Here is a 17,084-nt window from a genome sequence, read left to right as displayed (position 1 = left end):
AAAGGAAAAGGCCATATCCCCGTGACCTTTTCCACAGATGTTACTTCTTGACGACCGCGTGACCACCGAACTCGTTGCGGAGTGCAGCGACGACTTTACCTGAGAACGTATCGTCTTCGAGAGAGCGATAGCGCATCATGAGCGAAAGGGCGATGACCGGTGCCGCGGCTTGCAGGTCGAGCGCCGTCTCGATCGTCCATTTGCCTTCACCGGATGAGTGCATGACCCCACGAATCTCATCGAGCTTCGCATCTTTCTTGAAGGCGTTCTCTGTGAGTTCCATGAGCCAAGAACGGACGACCGAGCCGTGGTTCCAGACGCGTGCGACTTGTTCGTAGTCGTAATCGAACGGGCTCTTCTCGAGAATATCGAATCCTTCCGCAATCGCCTGCATCATCCCGTACTCGATGCCGTTATGGATCATCTTCAAGAAGTGACCGCTTCCGGCAGGACCCGTGTACAAGTAGCCATTCTCGACAGACAGATTTTTGAAGATTGGTTCAATCGTTGGCCACGCCTCCGCGTCACCCCCGACCATCGTACAGGCACCATTTCGTGCCCCGTCCGTGCCTCCGCTCGTCCCGCAATCGAAGAATTTGATCTCTTTCTCGGCGAACTGTTCGGCGCGTGCGACCGAGAGTTTGTAGTTCGAGTTCCCGCCGTCGATGACGATGTCGCCTGGCTCGAGTCGCTCATACAATTCGGCGAGCACCGCTTCCGTGACATCTCCGGCCGGGACCATCGCCCAGATGATACGTGGTGTCGACAACTTGCTCACGACATCTTCGAGTGTCGGCACAATCGTAAAGGTGTCCGATGTGACGTCCCCGACGTCCGTCCCGATGACTGTGTGTCCGTGGTCGCTCAAGTTGAGTGCCAAGTTGTAACCCATTTTCCCTAAACCAATCAAACCAATTTCCATATTGTCACCCCTGAAAAAGAATTTTTTTCCGTCTCTGTATTCATCATATCAAAATAAATTCGATTTACAAGTAGGGTTACGGAATTTTTTTCTTTTCCGAATAAAAAATCGACCTCCACAACGGGAGGTCGAACGGATTAACTCGATGATGCTTTCTTATATTGTTGGAAGAAGACTTCAATCTCTTCGGCTGGCAAAGGACGATTGTAGAAATATCCTTGTGCCTGATTACATGATTCGGCTTTCAGGAAAGCGACTTGGTTCTCTGTTTCGACCCCTTCCGCGATGACGTTCAAATCGAGTTCGTGCGCCATCCGGATGATTGTTTTGACAAGAGCTGCATCTTTCTCGTCGCTCTCGATATTCTTCGTGAAGTGCTGGTCGATCTTGAGCGTATCGATTGGGAACAGCTTCAAATAACTGAGGGAGGAATACCCGGTTCCGAAATCGTCGATGGAAAGATGGACACCGAGGGCGACGAGTTCATGCATCGTTTCGATGGCGCGATCTGCACTTTGGATGACACTCTCGGTCAACTCGAGCTCTAAATATTGTGCCGCAAGACCGGATGCGGCGAGTGCCCGACTGACGACCTCTGGTAAATCTTTTTGTGCAAACTGAACGGCCGAGATGTTGACGGCGACTCGGAACGGGGGAATCCCCGCATCTTGCCACGCCTTGTTTTGACGACACGCCTCATTTAAAACAAACTCCCCGAGACGATGGATGCTCCCTGTTTCCTCAGCAATCGGAATAAACTCACCAGGTGAAATCATCCCGAGTTCTGGGTGTTGCCAACGGACGAGCGCTTCCATACCGATGATGGTTTCCGTCTCCAACTGAATTTGCGGTTGATAATGTACAGAGAACTCGCCACGACCGATGCCTTTACGGAGCGCCATTGATAAGTTCGAGCGGCGGGACACTGATTCGTTCAGCTCGTTCGTGAAGAATTGATAGCCGTTTTTGCCGTCCGCCTTCGCCCGGTACATGGCGATATCGGCATTCTTAATCAATTCCTCGGCCGTATCGCCATCGGACGGATGGAGACTGATTCCAATCGAGGCACCCGTGAACACTTCTTCATTCTCGAGTTCAAACGGAGGATGGAGGACGTTGATGAGTTCCTGTGCGTGATGGGCTGCCAAGTTACTTTTCGTATCAGGCGATAAGATGATGAACTCATCCCCACCGAGTCGGGCGAGCGTGTCCGTCTTTTGAATGGTCGACTCGATCCGATTGGTTACTTGTTTCAAGAACTGGTCGCCAATCGAATGGCCGAAGCGGTCGTTGATGACTTTGAAATTGTCCAAGTCGATATAGTATAGCGCGAACGGCTCTTGCTGGGATTGACCGAGAAGAGCATCGAGTCGGTCACTGAACAGGCGGCGGTTCGGGAGTCCCGTGAGTGGATCCAAATACACGAGATCATTGATTTGCGCCTCAATCCGTTTCCGTTCGCTGATGTCACGGATGATACTACTGAAGAAGATTCCTTTCTCTGTCTTCCACGTGCCGAGAGACATTTCAATTGGTACTTCGACGCCGTCCTTTCTTAGTCCGATGAGTTCCACCGTTTGACCGATGACGCGTTTTTCACCCGTTGCTTCGTAGCGACGCATTCCACGTTCATGCGCCTCGCGGAAACGTTCTGGAATAATGGCGACAATCGATTGTCCGACCATCTCGTCAGTCGTGTAACCGAACAAGTCGGTCGCTCCTTGGTTCCACTGTAGAATGACACGAGTGTGGTCAGCGACGATGATGGCATCCGAGGCGGATTCGATGATGGATTCGAATTTCAACTCGAGTTCTTCCGACTGTGCCTCCAGTTGCGAAGCCGTCCGGAGCGATATGTACATCAAAATGAAAAGTGTCATGACGCTCGCTGCGATGACGTAGGCGAGGAGCGTACTATCGACCGAGTATCCACTGACCGGTTGCGTTCCCTCGCTCATCTCTGTGAAACGAGCCGCGCCCATCCCGACGTAATGCATGCCGGAAACGGCGACCCCGATTAATACAGAACTGGCAAGGCGACGCCAATGGAATCGGGAGACGTTTGGGATATAGAAAAGGATATACAGGCCGACGAGCGATGCGACGAAGGCGACGATGGCAGAAGCGACCCACATGACCGGGTCATAGGTAAGAATCGCATTCATCTGCATCGCTTCCATCCCGATATAGTGCATCGAAACAACTCCGACACTAATCAAGAAGGCACCAAAGACGAGTTGAATTGGTCTTGTCTCAGGGTGACTGATGATCCAGAAAGCAAGTCCGGAAGCGACGACGGCCGGCACGATGGATAATAGTACGATGCCAAGATGGTACGTCACATCATCGTGCAAGTGAAACGCCAGCATGCCGATGAAGTGCATGGCCCAAATGCCGAGACCGAGGCTGAAGGCGCCAGCTACGACCCACCTGAGTCGCGAGGCGTGTTTCGCATATTTCAAACGACTGCTAATATCGAGAGCGACACCGGCAGCGAAGATGGCGACAGCGATGGAAAGAATGACGAGTGGTAAGTTATATGAGCTACTCAGGTGATGTTCGATGAGAAACAGTCCTTTCGATTTCAAATGGTACAAAGAGTGAAGCAGTTAAAAAGTGCTTTATTAGAGTAGCACACTCGGGAATCACGCTTCTTGCCTACTTTTGTAAGGTGGGTCAATCATTTGGATGAATCACACATTGCGGAATTTTTTTCGAAACGGTATCGTTAGATTGAAGAAGAGAAAGGGTGATTCTTGATGGAAACGATGAACGGGACGGCCCGCATTCGTGGTGCCTATTCGACACTGAGTAAAAAAGAACAACGCATTGCCGACTACATTTTAAAGCAGCCAGAACAAATCATTCATCATACCATCAATCAGGTGGCAGATGACCTCGATGTCGCGGAATCCACTGTATTCCGTTTTTGTCAGCGTGTCGGATTTAAAGGCTATCAGGCGTTAAAAATTGCACTCGCCTCAGATGTCGTCGCGCCGCTTCAAGATATTCATGAAGATATTACCGAGACGGATACGGCACTCGAAATCGCAGAGAAAATTTTTTCGACGAACGGGAAGACGATTGAATCGACCCGTCAGATTTTAGATGGTGCCTCTCTTGAGAAAACGGTGGAGTTGTTTCTTGGGGCGCGCCGCATCGAATTTTTCGGGAGCGGCGGGTCGGCCGTCGTCGCACTCGATGCGTACCATAAGTTTGTGCGGAGCGGTCTTCAGGTGAGCGCGATGCTCGAGTCGCATATGCAGCTCATGTCAGCCTCACAGCTGACGGCAGAAGACGTCGCCGTCGTCATCTCGCATTCCGGTGCTTCGAAAGAGACGCTCGATATCGCGAAACTGTTAAAAGAGAAAGGTGTCCCGACAATCGCCATCACGAACTATGCGAAGTCACCTCTTTCGAAGATTGCGGACGTGTCTCTGTTTACGGTGTCTCAAGAAACGGCATTTCGCTCAGAGGCACTCGCTTCCCGCATTGCGGAACTCAGTCTGATTGACGCCTTGTTTACAGCCGTCATGATTCGGCGAGGGGACGCGGCCCGGGCATCGCTTCAACAGATGCGCGAGGCGATATCGATGCGCCGAATCTGAGCGAAATAGGGTTAGTTTCTACAAAAAGGTGGAAATTATAAACCCTGAGAGCAAAGCGAGGCTTAGAGAGAGAAGGTGGACCGATGAACCATATTGATTTTTTATCTTCCGACCACTACAACGAGTTCAAACGGTTGGCACAACGGCTCACGGATCCGGGCAGTACCGGTCGAGAATATTTCGCCGCGCTGTATGTGATTGCGGGAAACACCCATGTTCGTGAACGGTTGCTTCCTTATATGGATTTAGAGGCAGGGAAGATCCGGACCTCGACTATCATCGATGACAATACGTTCGATAAACGAGAATTTGTGCTCGCCAAGCTCGTCATCCATCTGTATAACTCAAAAGAATGGGTTCTTCCGACCGAGTTGATTGCCTTGCCGGAAGAGGACTACAAGTTGGCGATGCAGGCAATCACGTTATGCCGTAATGAACAATTTGACGGGGTCACGATCCCGAGCGACTGATGACACCCTGTTTTGTTTTAAACGGGGTGTTTTTCGTCGAGCAATGGAGGAGGGAAACGCGTGTCACTCAATACGTCGATGTTGACCATCTTACTTGTCCTCTTACTCATGATCATAACGGCCCCGCCGCTCTTGATTTTTTATCTGTGGCGGCGTGACCGGAACCAGCGCGAACATTCCGTCCTTCGTAATTTCCCGATTCTCGGAAAGTTGCGCTATATATTTGAGAAGATGGGACCTGAACTTCGGCAATACTTGTTCTTGAACGACAATGAGGCGAAGCCGTTCTCGCGGAACGAGTACGAGGCGGCCGTCATTGCCGGGAAATATAAGTCGCGCATCATCGGATTCGGTTCGGAGCGAGACTTTGAGGCAGGCGGATTTTATCTTCAGAATGCCCTCTACCCGACGAACCGGAACGAGCTACGCATCGACAATTCAACCAAGGTATCGACGTGGGTGTATGAACTCGATGAAGACAATCTCTTTACCCGAAAAGAGCATCTCGTCGAACGAGACATCTCCCCGTACTTATTAACAGAAGAAGATATCATCATCATCGGGAAAGAGACGTGTCGGGAACCGTTCTACGTTCGAGGGCTTGTCGGTCAGTCGGCCATGAGTTTCGGATCGCTTGGAGACAGGGCCATCACAGCCCTCTCGATTGGGCTCGGGCGTGCGGGTGGTACGTGGATGAACACGGGGGAGGGCGGATTGTCCGATTATCATTTAAAAGGTAACGTCGATATCATCTGTCAGATTGGGCCGGCGCTCTTCGGTGTAAGGGATGAAGACGGTAGGTTTTCAGTCGAGGCATTCAAACAAAAGAGTGATCTTCCGCAAGTGAAAGCGTTCGAACTGAAACTTGCCCAAGGCGCGAAGACACGTGGTGGACATATCGACGGATCGAAAGTGACCGAGGAGATTGCCCGAATCCGTCATGTACGAGTCGGGGAAACCATTGACAGCCCGAACCGCTTCTCTGAATTTCACACCCATGTGGAATTGTTGGCATTTGTTGAGAGGTTACGTGAAATCGGTGGGAAGCCGGTCGGCATCAAACTTGTAGTTGGGAAGTTGCAAGACATCGACTCGCTCGTCCGAGAGATGGCGAGATCTCAAATTGTACCTGACTTCATCACCATCGACGGGAGTGAAGGGGGTACGGGTGCGACGTATCAAGAGCTTGCGGATACAGTCGGTTTACCGCTGAAGGCGGCGCTCCCTTACGTGCATCACCTTCTCATCGAGCACGGTTTGCGAGACCGAGTCAAACTGTTCGCCTCTGGGAAACTCATCACGGCGGATAAGATAGCCATCGCACTCGCGCTCGGCGCAGACCTCGTCAATATCGCTCGCGGACTTATGTTCAATGTCGGGTGCATCCAGGCACAGGTTTGCCATACGAATCGCTGTCCGGTCGGTGTCGCGACGACTGACCCGAAACTGCAGCGTGCCCTCGTTGTCGATGAGAAAAGTTTTCGGGTGACGAACTACATCATCTCGCTCCGGGAAGGGCTGTACAATATGACGGCTGCGGCAGGCGTTCAATCGCCGACGGAACTGTCACTAGATCATGTGGTGTATCAAGAACCGGATGGCCGTGTTCGGACAGGCTATGATTTATCTCACTAGAATGAAGTGAATCTATCAAAACATCCCACGAATCTGCCGATAAAGAAGGCATACACGTGGGATGTTTTTTAGCATTTCCATTGTAGAAACTACCAGATGCTTGTACAATCATGTAAATGAAAGTCAGAATTTATTATAATCTAACGAAGCGTTTGAATGGAAATGGATGAACCCATTTTTTTCAGCATACGCCGCGCTCTTTGGACGTTGTTTCGAAGACACGGTCAACGCTTTGATCCCGTAACGTGTATCAAGGTCACGCAACTCTTGGATGCGGTCTTTTGACCATTGATCTTTTGCTACGGTCGTGTAGTTGAAGCTTTCCCACATCACGCCATCCACATATGGATACGTATACGTCTTCAATGTCGCAAATCCCCAGTTTTGAATGAGAGAAAGGGAAGGGTGATTGGATTTGATCGTCTTCATGAACTGACTCATCCCGTCACGTTGCGCTTTTAAAATGGTCGGTTGTTCCGAGTGCTCGTTATCGATGTTGCCGACGGTATCTAAGAACGCACCATCCAATCCTTTGGCGACGATTTGTTTCTCCACTTCACGCGTCAACAACTCACGATAGTGAGTTGACGTCATATCGACTAAATAAGAATCCCATTCCGCATAATGAACACGTTGTCCGTTGCGGTGGAAGAAGTCCGACTCGTTCATCTGACTGATGAAATCGACGTTCCAATTGTCGGCTTCCATCGTGTTGATGTAGCCGTACACTTTTGTCCCATATTTCTGTAATTCTTTGATTTGCGCTGCAGTATAATAAACAGGCTCGATGATGACAAGGTCATACTGTTGCATCTTTTTAATTTTGGTCTTTGTCGGCATATCGTAATAAATCTTGTACGATTCGACGTTTGCGAGCGGATTGCTCGCTTTAGCGACCGCTTGTTGCGGCGTCAAAAACGCCAATCCAACGAGAAATGCACAACAGATGGTCACGATTCGTTTGGCTGAGAAAATACCCATAAAAAAACCCTCCTGATAGTTATCAGAGAGCGGCTGCGGCTTTTGCAGACTGGCGATCGGTATCTAAAAAGATCGACGACCCATGTCTTTGCGCCCTTACTTTTCAGTAAGTTTGCCCGTCTCGATATGAAATTTTTGTCGACAATCCATTGAAAGTCCTACTACTAAAATACCACGTAAAGGAATGAGTGACACTATGATTTATACCCAACACCGCACATCCATCAAATGGATTGAAATGATTGTGACTATTTTACTTATCGGCATTTTGGACTATACATTTAGTCTTTCTTTGTCAGATTGGGCGATTGACCCGTTAATTTTTTATATCCTCCTGTTTTCTTTACGATATGGCTTGCTCGGTGCCTTCGTCAGTTTCGCGTTGACGAGTCTCTACCATTTCTCATTCCTCTTGATGGAAGGCTCAGACTTGCTCTTATTCCTTTACGATACGAATGAACTGGCTTGGATTTTGCTACACTTCTTCGTCGCGCTTAGTGCGGGTGTCTTCAGTACTTCTTATCGGGAGCGTTACCAGTCGCTCCACATTCGTCAAGAAGAAGTGATTGATGAGAACGAACAACTGAAACAGACGATACAACAACTACAAGAGTCGCAAGGGGAGATGCGGAAGCGGGTGCTCGACTCGACTTATACGCTCTCAAAAATTTATGAGATTGGACTACAACTTGATCAGGATGCGACCGCTTTAGTACGTGATCATTTAATTGGAACGTTCACGCGTGTCTTCCGTGCTCGTCAACTCGCTTTATATCATGTGGATGCATCGCGGCGCACACTCCGTCTTCATGTCCGTTCCGGAGAGGTAGAACGTTTGCCCCAGACGCTCTTCATCGATTCGGAGGAGGGAATTTTCGCACGGATGTTCCAATCGAAAAAGCCGACGCTTCGTTTAGCAGATGAGCTAGATGGACCGCTTCTCGTTGCACCGATTTGTTATGAAGGAACGGTGAAGGAAGTCTTGGTCGTCCATGAAATCGATATCTTACGCTTACGTAGTCATGAGATGAACATGATGAAACTCGTCTTGGATTGGACGGGAACGCGCATTGAAAAGGCCGATGCCCTCGAATGGATGCTCGTCAGCGACCAACTCGTCGACGGGACGCACATGTTCCGTATGGAAGCATTCGAACAAAAAGTGGCCCAACAAGTACTTCGTCATGAGCAATATGGTCAACCGTATAGTACGGTCACATTGCCTGTAGAGGGTGTGGACTTGTCATTGATTGAAATGGAATTGATTTTGAGACAGTCGATGCGTGAAATTGACGTTATCGGATATGACGAAGACGATCGCATCCTTCATTTTCTCCTCCCAGGTACACCGGTTGAATCAGCCGAACGATTCAAGGAACGGATTGAGCATGTCTTCTATGTGAAAGGTGGGAAACGCCTATGACCGGTTGGATGATTCTTCTTTTCTTCCTTCTGCATGCGACGGTCCTTTTCGTCTTGTATCGACTGATTGTACGACCGAAAGTCGATGCGACGGAAAAGGGAGTCTGGCTCTCGATATTTCTCGTCAGTGCCGTCATCCCGATTGTCGGAGAACTGTTTGGTTTGATTGGATATGTGATTGCCCGACGCTTCGCCTCACCGAAGACGCTTCTCGACTACGATGAGTACATCAACTTTGAGACGGTCAACTTAGAACGCTTGCAGCAACAGGCGAAAGAAGATTTAGATCTCGTCCCATTGACGGAAGCCTTACAGATGGACGGGAACAAGCGGAAACAATCGATCACACAACTCATGTCGACACCGCTCATGAATACAGAAGAATATTTACACTTAGGTCTCGAACACGAGGATACGGAAACGGTCCACTATGCAGCGACCGTCCGAAACACACTGTTCGACCGATACGATTTGATGTTAAAACAGCGAATCGCACAAGTGAATCCGGAGCGACCGGAGACGATTTATCCGGTAATTGAAACCGGAATTTCGTTCTTAGATAGCGGTCTCTTGGATCAAGATATGCAAATGCGCATCCAGCAACGGATATTATTTCACCTCGATCAATTGAGTGAGTACGACGAAACAGACGAAACGTACTTACGCACGAAAGCCCGCCTCTCGTTCCGCTCGGGTGACTTGGAAACGGGAGAACGATTGGCTGAGGCGCTCACCCTTTATCATCCAAAAGTACCCGATGGATATGTCATGTTGATTGAATACCACATGACGAACGGCGATTGGACGTCCCTACGTCCGACCCTCGACCGCCTGCATCAACATCTCGATTTGCAAGACATTCCAGAGGACTATCGCTTTGTCATTCAACAGTTAGAAGGTGCCCATATATGAATAAATCGATTACGACGTATATCGCGTCTTTGTTCTCTTTACTCATCGCGATGATTGTCGTCGTCCAGTTTTTACGGCTTGACTATGGTCATCGGCTCATCCCAAAAGAAGCACATGAGCCGAAATCCTTTACGACACTCGCGGGTGAGGTGAGAGCGGTGGAGGGGGATCCGGTTCAAATCTACATCCATCAGAATGACGACGATTTGTCGACAGCTGTTTTGAATAACTTTAAATATGCGCTCGACTATGCAAAGTTGCCTTATACCTCGATCGAAGCAGAGGACATCGCATCGATTGAGCCTTCTCCACGACACGTTCTCGTCGTCAGCGGGGAAAATACGAAATCATGGCCGTACGAGGCAATTCGGTCCTTCGTTGAAAAAGGTGGACGGCTCTACGTTGCCGGACGATTCATCGATCAAGACTGGGCAGACCTGGTCGGCGTAAGCGATTTTGGGGACTTTAAAGATGGAGTCAACGGGTTGATTTTCGAACAAGAAATTTTCCCTGGGTATGTCGACTTGCCTCAAGACTCAGGGTTATTCGTCCACAGCATTGCTGACGTCAAACTGAAAGAAGAGGCGGACGTCCTCATTTCTGCCAAAAACGAACCAATATTATGGCAGTCTCCTTATGGGAAGGGCGAAGTGATGTTTTGGAATACGACGTCGTTGACGGATAAGAACTCACGCGGCTTGATGGTGCAGACGCTTTCGATGCTGTTCCCAGCGTTCGTCATGCCACAAGCTGGCATCAAGGTCGTTCACCTTGACGACTTCCCGGCACCGGTACCAAATTATTCGAATCCGGTCATCACGAAAGAATATGATTTGTCCATCAAAGAGTTCTTCTCAGAGATTTGGTGGAAAGACATGAAGCAAATCGGTGCTGACTACGACGTCACTTATTCTGGTTTCCTGATCGGCAGTTATAAAGCGACGAATGAAGAGACGACAGAACAGCTCATCGAAAAAATTCGGGCACCGATACTCGAATATGGTCGCGGTTTACTCCAAACGAATGGGGAAGTCGGGCTACACGGGTTTAACCACCAGCCGCTAGTCATGGGAGATGAAGTGATGGACCCGGAGCTTGGATATACAAAATGGGACAGCCAGGAAGATATGCGTTCCGCCATTGACCGTGTCGTTGAGGCGTTTGACTATTACTTGCCGAATGAGCGGATCCGCAGCTATGTGCCACCATCGAACATCATCGGTCAATCCGGACTTGAAGTGTTGAACGAGAAGTTTCCGAAAGGGCTGATTGTCGCAGGACTCTATAGCGGAGATGCGACGAAAGGAAGTTACATTCAAGAGTTCGGACCCGACCCGGTCTATCCGAACTTGTACGATTTTCCTCGCGTATCGAGCGGATACAACGAGACACCGGATGATCTATTTGTCGTCATTGATGCCGTCGCCAACTTCGGACTCGTTTCCCACTTCATTCACCCGGATGATGTGTTAGATGACTATCGCTCGAAAGGGAAAGGGTGGGAGATGATGAAAGAATCGTTTGGAGGTCTGTTCCAGACACTCTACTCCAAATATCCACATCTCGAGGGCTTGAGCCAATATGACGCGTATCGAAAATATAAGCTTTATCAAGATGCGCAAATCGATGTGGCTTACACGAATGATGCTATCGATATCAATGCCCAACAACTGCCTGTCTCGTCGACGTTACTCGTTCGTGTGCAACCTGGGAAACGTCTCGATACAGGGACGTTCGATTATGGTGAAGTCAAGCCATTTGATGAGAATGGTACATTGTATCAAGTTGAATTGAGAGACACGTCTGTTCGTCTCCCGATATTGGAGGGTCGCCCATGAAAATAGGAATTGTTGTCGAAGGGAGTTATCCATATGTGAGCGGCGGCGTATCGAGCTGGGTTCACATGCTGATGGAACAGATGCCGATGCATGAGTTTGAGATTATCTCAATCATGCCGAATCCGAAGACAGAGGCAGATTATCGCTATACGTTACCGAAGAATGTAACAGGCGTCACCACGCTCGCCCTCAATCAACGGGCGACACGGAAACGTCGACCGGAAGCGTTATCGGAAGCGGAACGGGAGCGAATCAAGACGTGGATGACATTCGGTCAAGTCGATTCGTCCATCTATCCGATTCTTGAAAATCAAATCGGGACACCAGAACAATTCTTCTCGAGTCGTCTCTTCTATCAGCTCGTCACGGAGAGCTATCAAGAAGAAGGGCAGGCCGGTTCATTCATCGATTACTTTTGGATGTGGCGCAGTATGTATGCGCCTGTCCTTGATTTACTCCAAGCCGGATTACCTCAGGTCGACCTCGTGCACGCGGCCTCGACCGGATATGCGGGTCTGATTGCGAGTGCGATGAAAGAACGACAAAACATTCCGTTTCTTTTGACTGAACACGGCATCTATTCGCGTGAACGGGAAGAAGAACTGTTACAGGCATCTTGGATTCCGACTGAGTTTCGCTCCCATTGGATTCAGTTCTTCCACCACATTTCCCGGGAAGCGTACCGAAAGGCAGATGACGTCATCACACTCTTTGAACGAAACGGCGAGTTGCAACGTCAGCTCGGGGCACCTGTTGAGAAATTAAGTATCATTCCGAACGGGATTGACGTGACGGGCTTGTCTGCTCTCGGGCATGTGCCGGGAGTGGATAAACTACGAATCGGTGCCATCGTTCGCGTCGTTCCAATCAAAGATATTAAAACCATGATTTATGCGGCGAAACTGTTACAAGACATGCTCGTCCCGTTCGAACTGACCATTATGGGACCACTTGATGAGGATAAGGAGTATGCGGCGGAGTGCGAGATGCTCATTCGGCAACTCGAGCTCGAACAGTCCGTCTTGATGGTCGGAAAAGTCGATATTCGACAACACCTTCCCGAATTCGATGTGTGTCTGTTGACGAGTATCTCCGAGGGACAACCGCTTGCTGTACTAGAAGGTATGGCCGCCGGTGTCCCGTGGATTGTGACGGACGTCGGGGCCTGTGCGGAACTCGTGAACGGGCGACCGGATGAACCGTTCGGTCCGGCCGGATTTGTCGTTCCGCCGGTCAATCCACGGCGAATCGCAGAGCGTTGCGTCTGGTTCCATCAAAATCGTGAAGATGCGCGCCGACTCGGACGAAACGGGCAACAGCGAGTCGAGACGTACTATCGCACCGATCAGTTTATCGATGCATATCTACACTTATATGAAGAGAGGAGAGCGGTATATGGCGGGCATCGGGTTTAAGTTACAACAGTTGTTTCAAGAAGACTACTTCTCTTCACGAATCAAAGCATATGCATTTGCCGGGCTCGTCACATCAGGACCATGGCTGATCGTCATCGTCACGATTGCCCTCATGCAGTGGCTGACGAGCTATCTATCTATCGCCACACTCGAAGAACGCACGACGTTCAATTTGATCGTCTCTTACAGTTTTATTTTTTCGCAAGTCGTTCTCGGCGTGCAGCAGCTCGTCGTCACGAGGTACTTGGCGGATTGTTTTTATGAGAAACGATATGAAGACATCTTCCCGGCGTTCATCGGGATGATGAAGACGACGGTCGCCATCGCGTCGCTGTTGTTCGCTATCTTCCTTATGTTCTCTGAACTCCCTGCTTTATTGAACGCGTTGGCATTCGTCCTATTCATGACGGTCAACCTCATTTGGGTACATTTCTTGTTCCTCAGTGCGGCCAAGTTCTATCAGGCGGTAGCCTATAGCTTTGTGGCCGGTGGCATCGTCTCAGTCGCCGCGGTCCTCATCACGGACCAGTTCTTGATGCAATATTTGACGGAGTCCTACATGAAGAGCTTCGCGTTGACAGCGAGTATGACACTCGGTCTTGTCGTCACGTTGTTCGGCTTGTTCACATCGATGCTCCTTACGTTCCCAAACCGGAGTACGGTCGGTCAGTTCTCGTTCTATCGCTATTTTGACCGCTACCCGGCACTCTTTTGGACCAGTTTTCTCTATAACATCGGGATCTGGGTCGGCACATGGATCATCTGGTTCGCGGAAGGAGGGAGTGTCCACCTCGACACATTCCGCTATCATCCGATCTATGACACAGCTATCTTCCTCTCTTATTTGACGATCATTCCGACGATGACGATATTCGTTGTGTCGGTCGAGACGCGTTTTTATGAGCGGTATCGCGTGTTTTATGGATACGTGAACGAAGGTGGGACGTACCAACAGATTCAACGCTCGAAAGCGGCCATGCTCCTCGTCTTACGACAAGAGTTGCAACGACTGTTCCGAAATCAAGGGCTCGTGTCGCTTCTCTTTATTCTGTTCGCGGCCGTCTTGTTCCCGCTACTAGGTCTGTCACCTGAGATTCGGGATGTCTTTCAAATGACGACGATTGGTGCCTTTTCAAACGCCATGGTGCTCGTTCTCACGCTCGTCCTGCTCTATTTTGAAGATCATCGGGGAGCGGCGTATACATCGGCACTCTTCATCACGATGAATGCGGGGTTGACGTTCTTGCTATTACCACTTGGACCAGACAGTTACGGGCTTAGTTTTGCGATTGGTTGCACGATTGCGTTCGCGTTCTCACTCATTCGCTTGATTCGATATGTATCCGAGATTGATTATCACACGTTTAGCCGAAGCGAAACACCTCCGCGTACGGATACATTCCGTCGTGTCGGGGACTGGCTCAATGATCGCTCGGCTTAACAATCGCAGCAGATGAACTTTCAGAAAATGGGGTGAAGCACATGAAAACAATTTTTGTGACAGGTGGCGCGGGGTATATCGGGACACACACGACGGTGCAATTGCTTGAGGAAGGATACGAAGTCGTCATTTTGGACAACTTGTCCAATAGCCGACAAGAGGCGATTCAGCGAATCGAGATCCTGACTGGAAAGACGGTCACCTTATACGTGGGCGACATTCGAGATCAGGAATTGCTTGATGAAATCTTCTCCACGCACTCGATTCATGCGGTCGTTCACTTCGCGGGTCTAAAGGCAGTCGGCGAATCCGTCAGCCAACCACTTCACTACTATGACAACAACGTAGCTGGGACGCTCGTCTTGTTACGGATGATGAATCAATTTGGGATAAAACGTATCGTCTTCAGTTCATCGGCGACCGTTTACGGAATCCCAACCACATCTCCGGTCGATGAATCGTTCCCGCTCAGTGCGACCAATCCATATGGACGAACGAAACTGATGATCGAAGAGATATTGCGCGACCTTTATACAGCTGATTCTTCTTGGTCGATTGCGATTCTTCGCTATTTCAATCCGATTGGCGCGCACGACTCCGGGACGATCGGCGAAGATCCGTTCGATGTCCCAAACAACTTGATGCCATACATCACACAAGTCGCGGCCGGGCGTCTAAAAGAGCTTCAAGTGTTCGGGGATGACTATCCGACGCATGACGGGACAGGCGTGCGCGACTATATCCATGTCGTAGATTTGGCGCTTGGTCATTTGAAGGCGTTGGAGTATGTGGGGAAATATGAAGGGGTGGAGGCGTTCAACCTCGGGACAGGGAAAGGATACAGCGTCCTTGATTTGCTTCAAACGTTCCAACAGGAGAGCGGACAGACGATTCCTTATCAAATCACGGATAAACGAGACGGAGACGTCGCGGCGATATTTGCCGACCCGCAAAAGTCTAAGGCCATTCTTGGCTGGGAAGTGCGACATGACATTGAAGCGATGTGTCGGGACGCTTGGCGTTGGCAATCGAATAATCCGAAAGGGTACAGTGAATAAATCCTATGAAGTAGGCGGTCATCACACGATGGTCGTCTCTTTTTGTGTTAGAAAGGATAGCGAACGGGAACACCTAATGGAACGTCATTTACTTAGGAGGGATCGGATGAAAGCTTTGTTTTTGAACTGTTCGCTAAAAGGTGGAGACACGACGTCCCATACGGAAGGATTGATTCGTGACATCATCCCGCACTTCGATGCGCTCGACGTCGAATCCGAGATTGTTCGGATTGTTGATTACAACGTCAAGTTCGGTGTGACGGAAGATGAAGGGGATGGGGACGAGTGGCCACAGATTTTTGAGAAAGTGAAGGCCGCGAATATTGTCGTGATTGGGACACCACTCTGGCTCGGGGAGAAGAGTAGCGTCGCCACCCAAGTGATCGAACGGCTATATGGCGGTAGCGGACTGACGAACAAATCAGGACAGGCGATTTACTACAACAAGGTCGGTGGAGTCGTCGTCACGGGGAATGAGGATGGGGCGAAACACGCCTGTGCTTCGATTCTATATGGATTGTCCCACATCGGTTTCACCGTGCCGCCGAATGTCGACACGTACTGGGTCGGAGAAGCGGGACCAGGTGATTCGTACCTTGATGCCGGGCGGGAAAATGAATTCACAAAGTCTCACGGAAAGACGATGGCGTATAACCTCGTCCATTTTGCGAGAATGCTAAAAAATCATCCGATTCCGGCAGAAGGGAATACGATGGAATGAAGCAAACGGATGAACGCTTATGAATACGTTTCCGGATGCAACTCAATACGTCCAAATGGTTGATATCTTTGAGAAAGCTAATCGCAATTTTCTAAATGATCATCTTGGGTTATTGGAGAGTCAAGTTTCTGAAAGAACAATGTGTGGTCAGTTTCAAATTGCATTGAATGATTTGATTAGAAAAGATGTTCAGTATGGAAAATATTATGTGGATGTTGAATACAACAGAAATGTAGGCAGAAGGATTAAGAGGATTCGTAATGGTCGATACGAACAAGTGAATATAACTTGTGATTTGATTGTGCATAGTCGAGGGGGAAATTTGAAACAGGATAATTTAATCGCCCTTGAGATGAAAAAAGTCATTCGAGAGAATTCAAAACAGCAACAAGAAATTAATAAGGACAAAGAACGTATAATAGCGTTGACTAGATCGAGTTACAATGATGATTGGCAATACGATGGTCAAGATTTACCTGATTACGTTTGTAGATTCATACTAGGCATTTACTATGAAATTGACTATGTAAACCGACAAATATGTAATCAATACTATCGGAGTGGAGAATTGGTTCATGAAATATTTATTGACTTTGCTGAAATTGGTTTATAAAGAAGAGCCTCACCTAGATAGAATTAGGTGAGGCTTCATTAATGTGCT

Annotated in this window: 14 protein-coding genes and 1 riboswitch; of the genes, 11 read left to right on the top strand and 3 right to left on the bottom strand. The window is 49.2% G+C overall.

Annotation, left to right across the window (positions count from 1 at the left end; genetic code table 11):
* Positions 1-40 precede the first annotated feature (40 nt).
* Together gnd and GVY43_RS08720 are read right to left on the bottom strand one after the other, a co-directional pair.
* Entirely contained in the window at positions 41-922 is an 882-nt protein-coding gene (gene gnd / locus GVY43_RS08725; protein WP_159562918.1) for a phosphogluconate dehydrogenase (NAD(+)-dependent, decarboxylating), read from the bottom strand.
* A gap of 137 nt (positions 923-1,059) precedes the next feature.
* Positions 1,060-3,519 carry a bifunctional diguanylate cyclase/phosphodiesterase gene (locus GVY43_RS08720; RefSeq protein ID WP_159562917.1) on the bottom strand — a complete coding sequence of 820 codons (2,460 nt, stop codon included), beginning with the start codon at positions 3,517-3,519 and terminating at the stop codon, positions 1,060-1,062.
* 162 nt (positions 3,520-3,681) lie between these two features.
* On the opposite strand from GVY43_RS08720, the gene GVY43_RS08715 reads away from it, so the two are divergent.
* From GVY43_RS08715 to GVY43_RS08705, 3 genes are all read left to right on the top strand, one after another.
* Positions 3,682-4,530, top strand: coding sequence for a MurR/RpiR family transcriptional regulator (locus tag GVY43_RS08715; RefSeq protein ID WP_159562916.1), 849 nt, complete (start codon positions 3,682-3,684; stop codon positions 4,528-4,530).
* 83 nt (positions 4,531-4,613) lie between these two features.
* Positions 4,614-5,000, top strand: a complete 387-nt coding sequence (locus tag GVY43_RS08710) for a hypothetical protein (protein WP_159562915.1) — start codon at positions 4,614-4,616, stop codon at positions 4,998-5,000.
* A 78-nt stretch (positions 5,001-5,078) separates the two neighbouring features.
* Positions 5,079-6,635, top strand: a complete 1,557-nt coding sequence (locus GVY43_RS08705; RefSeq protein WP_159563662.1) for an FMN-binding glutamate synthase family protein — start codon at positions 5,079-5,081, stop codon at positions 6,633-6,635.
* Positions 6,636-6,758: 123 nt separating this feature from the next.
* On the opposite strand, the gene GVY43_RS08700 is transcribed toward GVY43_RS08705, so the two are convergent.
* Entirely contained in the window at positions 6,759-7,616 is an 858-nt protein-coding gene (locus GVY43_RS08700) for an endo alpha-1,4 polygalactosaminidase (protein ID WP_159562914.1), read from the bottom strand.
* Positions 7,617-7,656: 40 nt separating this feature from the next.
* A riboswitch (cyclic di-GMP riboswitch) is annotated at positions 7,657-7,743 on the bottom strand.
* 69 nt (positions 7,744-7,812) lie between these two features.
* Here GVY43_RS08700 and GVY43_RS08695 point away from each other — a divergent pair.
* The 8 genes from GVY43_RS08695 to GVY43_RS08660 all read left to right on the top strand — a co-directional run bounded on the left by GVY43_RS08695 (position 7,813) and on the right by GVY43_RS08660 (position 17,036).
* A complete protein-coding gene (locus tag GVY43_RS08695; RefSeq protein ID WP_074035855.1) occupies positions 7,813-9,039 on the top strand; it encodes a hypothetical protein in 1,227 nt (408 codons plus the stop codon).
* Complete coding sequence (locus GVY43_RS08690) at positions 9,036-9,950, top strand: hypothetical protein (protein WP_159562913.1); 915 nt, start codon at positions 9,036-9,038, stop codon at positions 9,948-9,950. Before GVY43_RS08695 ends, GVY43_RS08690 begins: the two co-directional genes overlap by 4 nt.
* Positions 9,947-11,788, top strand: coding sequence for a DUF2194 domain-containing protein (locus GVY43_RS08685; RefSeq protein ID WP_159562912.1), 1,842 nt, complete (start codon positions 9,947-9,949; stop codon positions 11,786-11,788). The genes GVY43_RS08690 and GVY43_RS08685 overlap by 4 nt, the downstream gene beginning before the upstream one ends.
* Positions 11,785-13,203: a GT4 family glycosyltransferase PelF gene (gene pelF, locus GVY43_RS08680; protein WP_159562911.1), complete on the top strand. Its 1,419-nt coding sequence runs from the start codon at positions 11,785-11,787 to the stop codon at positions 13,201-13,203. The genes GVY43_RS08685 and pelF overlap by 4 nt, the downstream gene beginning before the upstream one ends.
* Entirely contained in the window at positions 13,184-14,644 is a 1,461-nt protein-coding gene (pelG, locus tag GVY43_RS08675) for an exopolysaccharide Pel transporter PelG (protein ID WP_159562910.1), read from the top strand. Before pelF ends, pelG begins: the two co-directional genes overlap by 20 nt.
* A gap of 41 nt (positions 14,645-14,685) precedes the next feature.
* Entirely contained in the window at positions 14,686-15,702 is a 1,017-nt protein-coding gene (gene galE, locus GVY43_RS08670; RefSeq protein ID WP_074035865.1) for a UDP-glucose 4-epimerase GalE, read from the top strand.
* Positions 15,703-15,808: 106 nt separating this feature from the next.
* Positions 15,809-16,423 (top strand): flavodoxin family protein, encoded by a 615-nt coding sequence (locus GVY43_RS08665; RefSeq protein WP_074035867.1) that lies wholly within the window; start codon positions 15,809-15,811, stop codon positions 16,421-16,423.
* A gap of 19 nt (positions 16,424-16,442) precedes the next feature.
* Complete coding sequence (locus GVY43_RS08660; RefSeq protein ID WP_159562909.1) at positions 16,443-17,036, top strand: hypothetical protein; 594 nt, start codon at positions 16,443-16,445, stop codon at positions 17,034-17,036.
* The last annotated feature ends 48 nt before the right edge of the window (positions 17,037-17,084 follow it).

Origin of the sequence: Exiguobacterium sp. 8H (assembly GCF_902506255.1) — a bacterium.
GTDB classification, from domain to species: Bacteria; Bacillota; Bacilli; order Exiguobacteriales; family Exiguobacteriaceae; genus Exiguobacterium; species Exiguobacterium profundum.
Note: the sequence above shows the minus strand (reverse complement) of the source record. Positions and strands in the feature narration are given on the sequence as shown.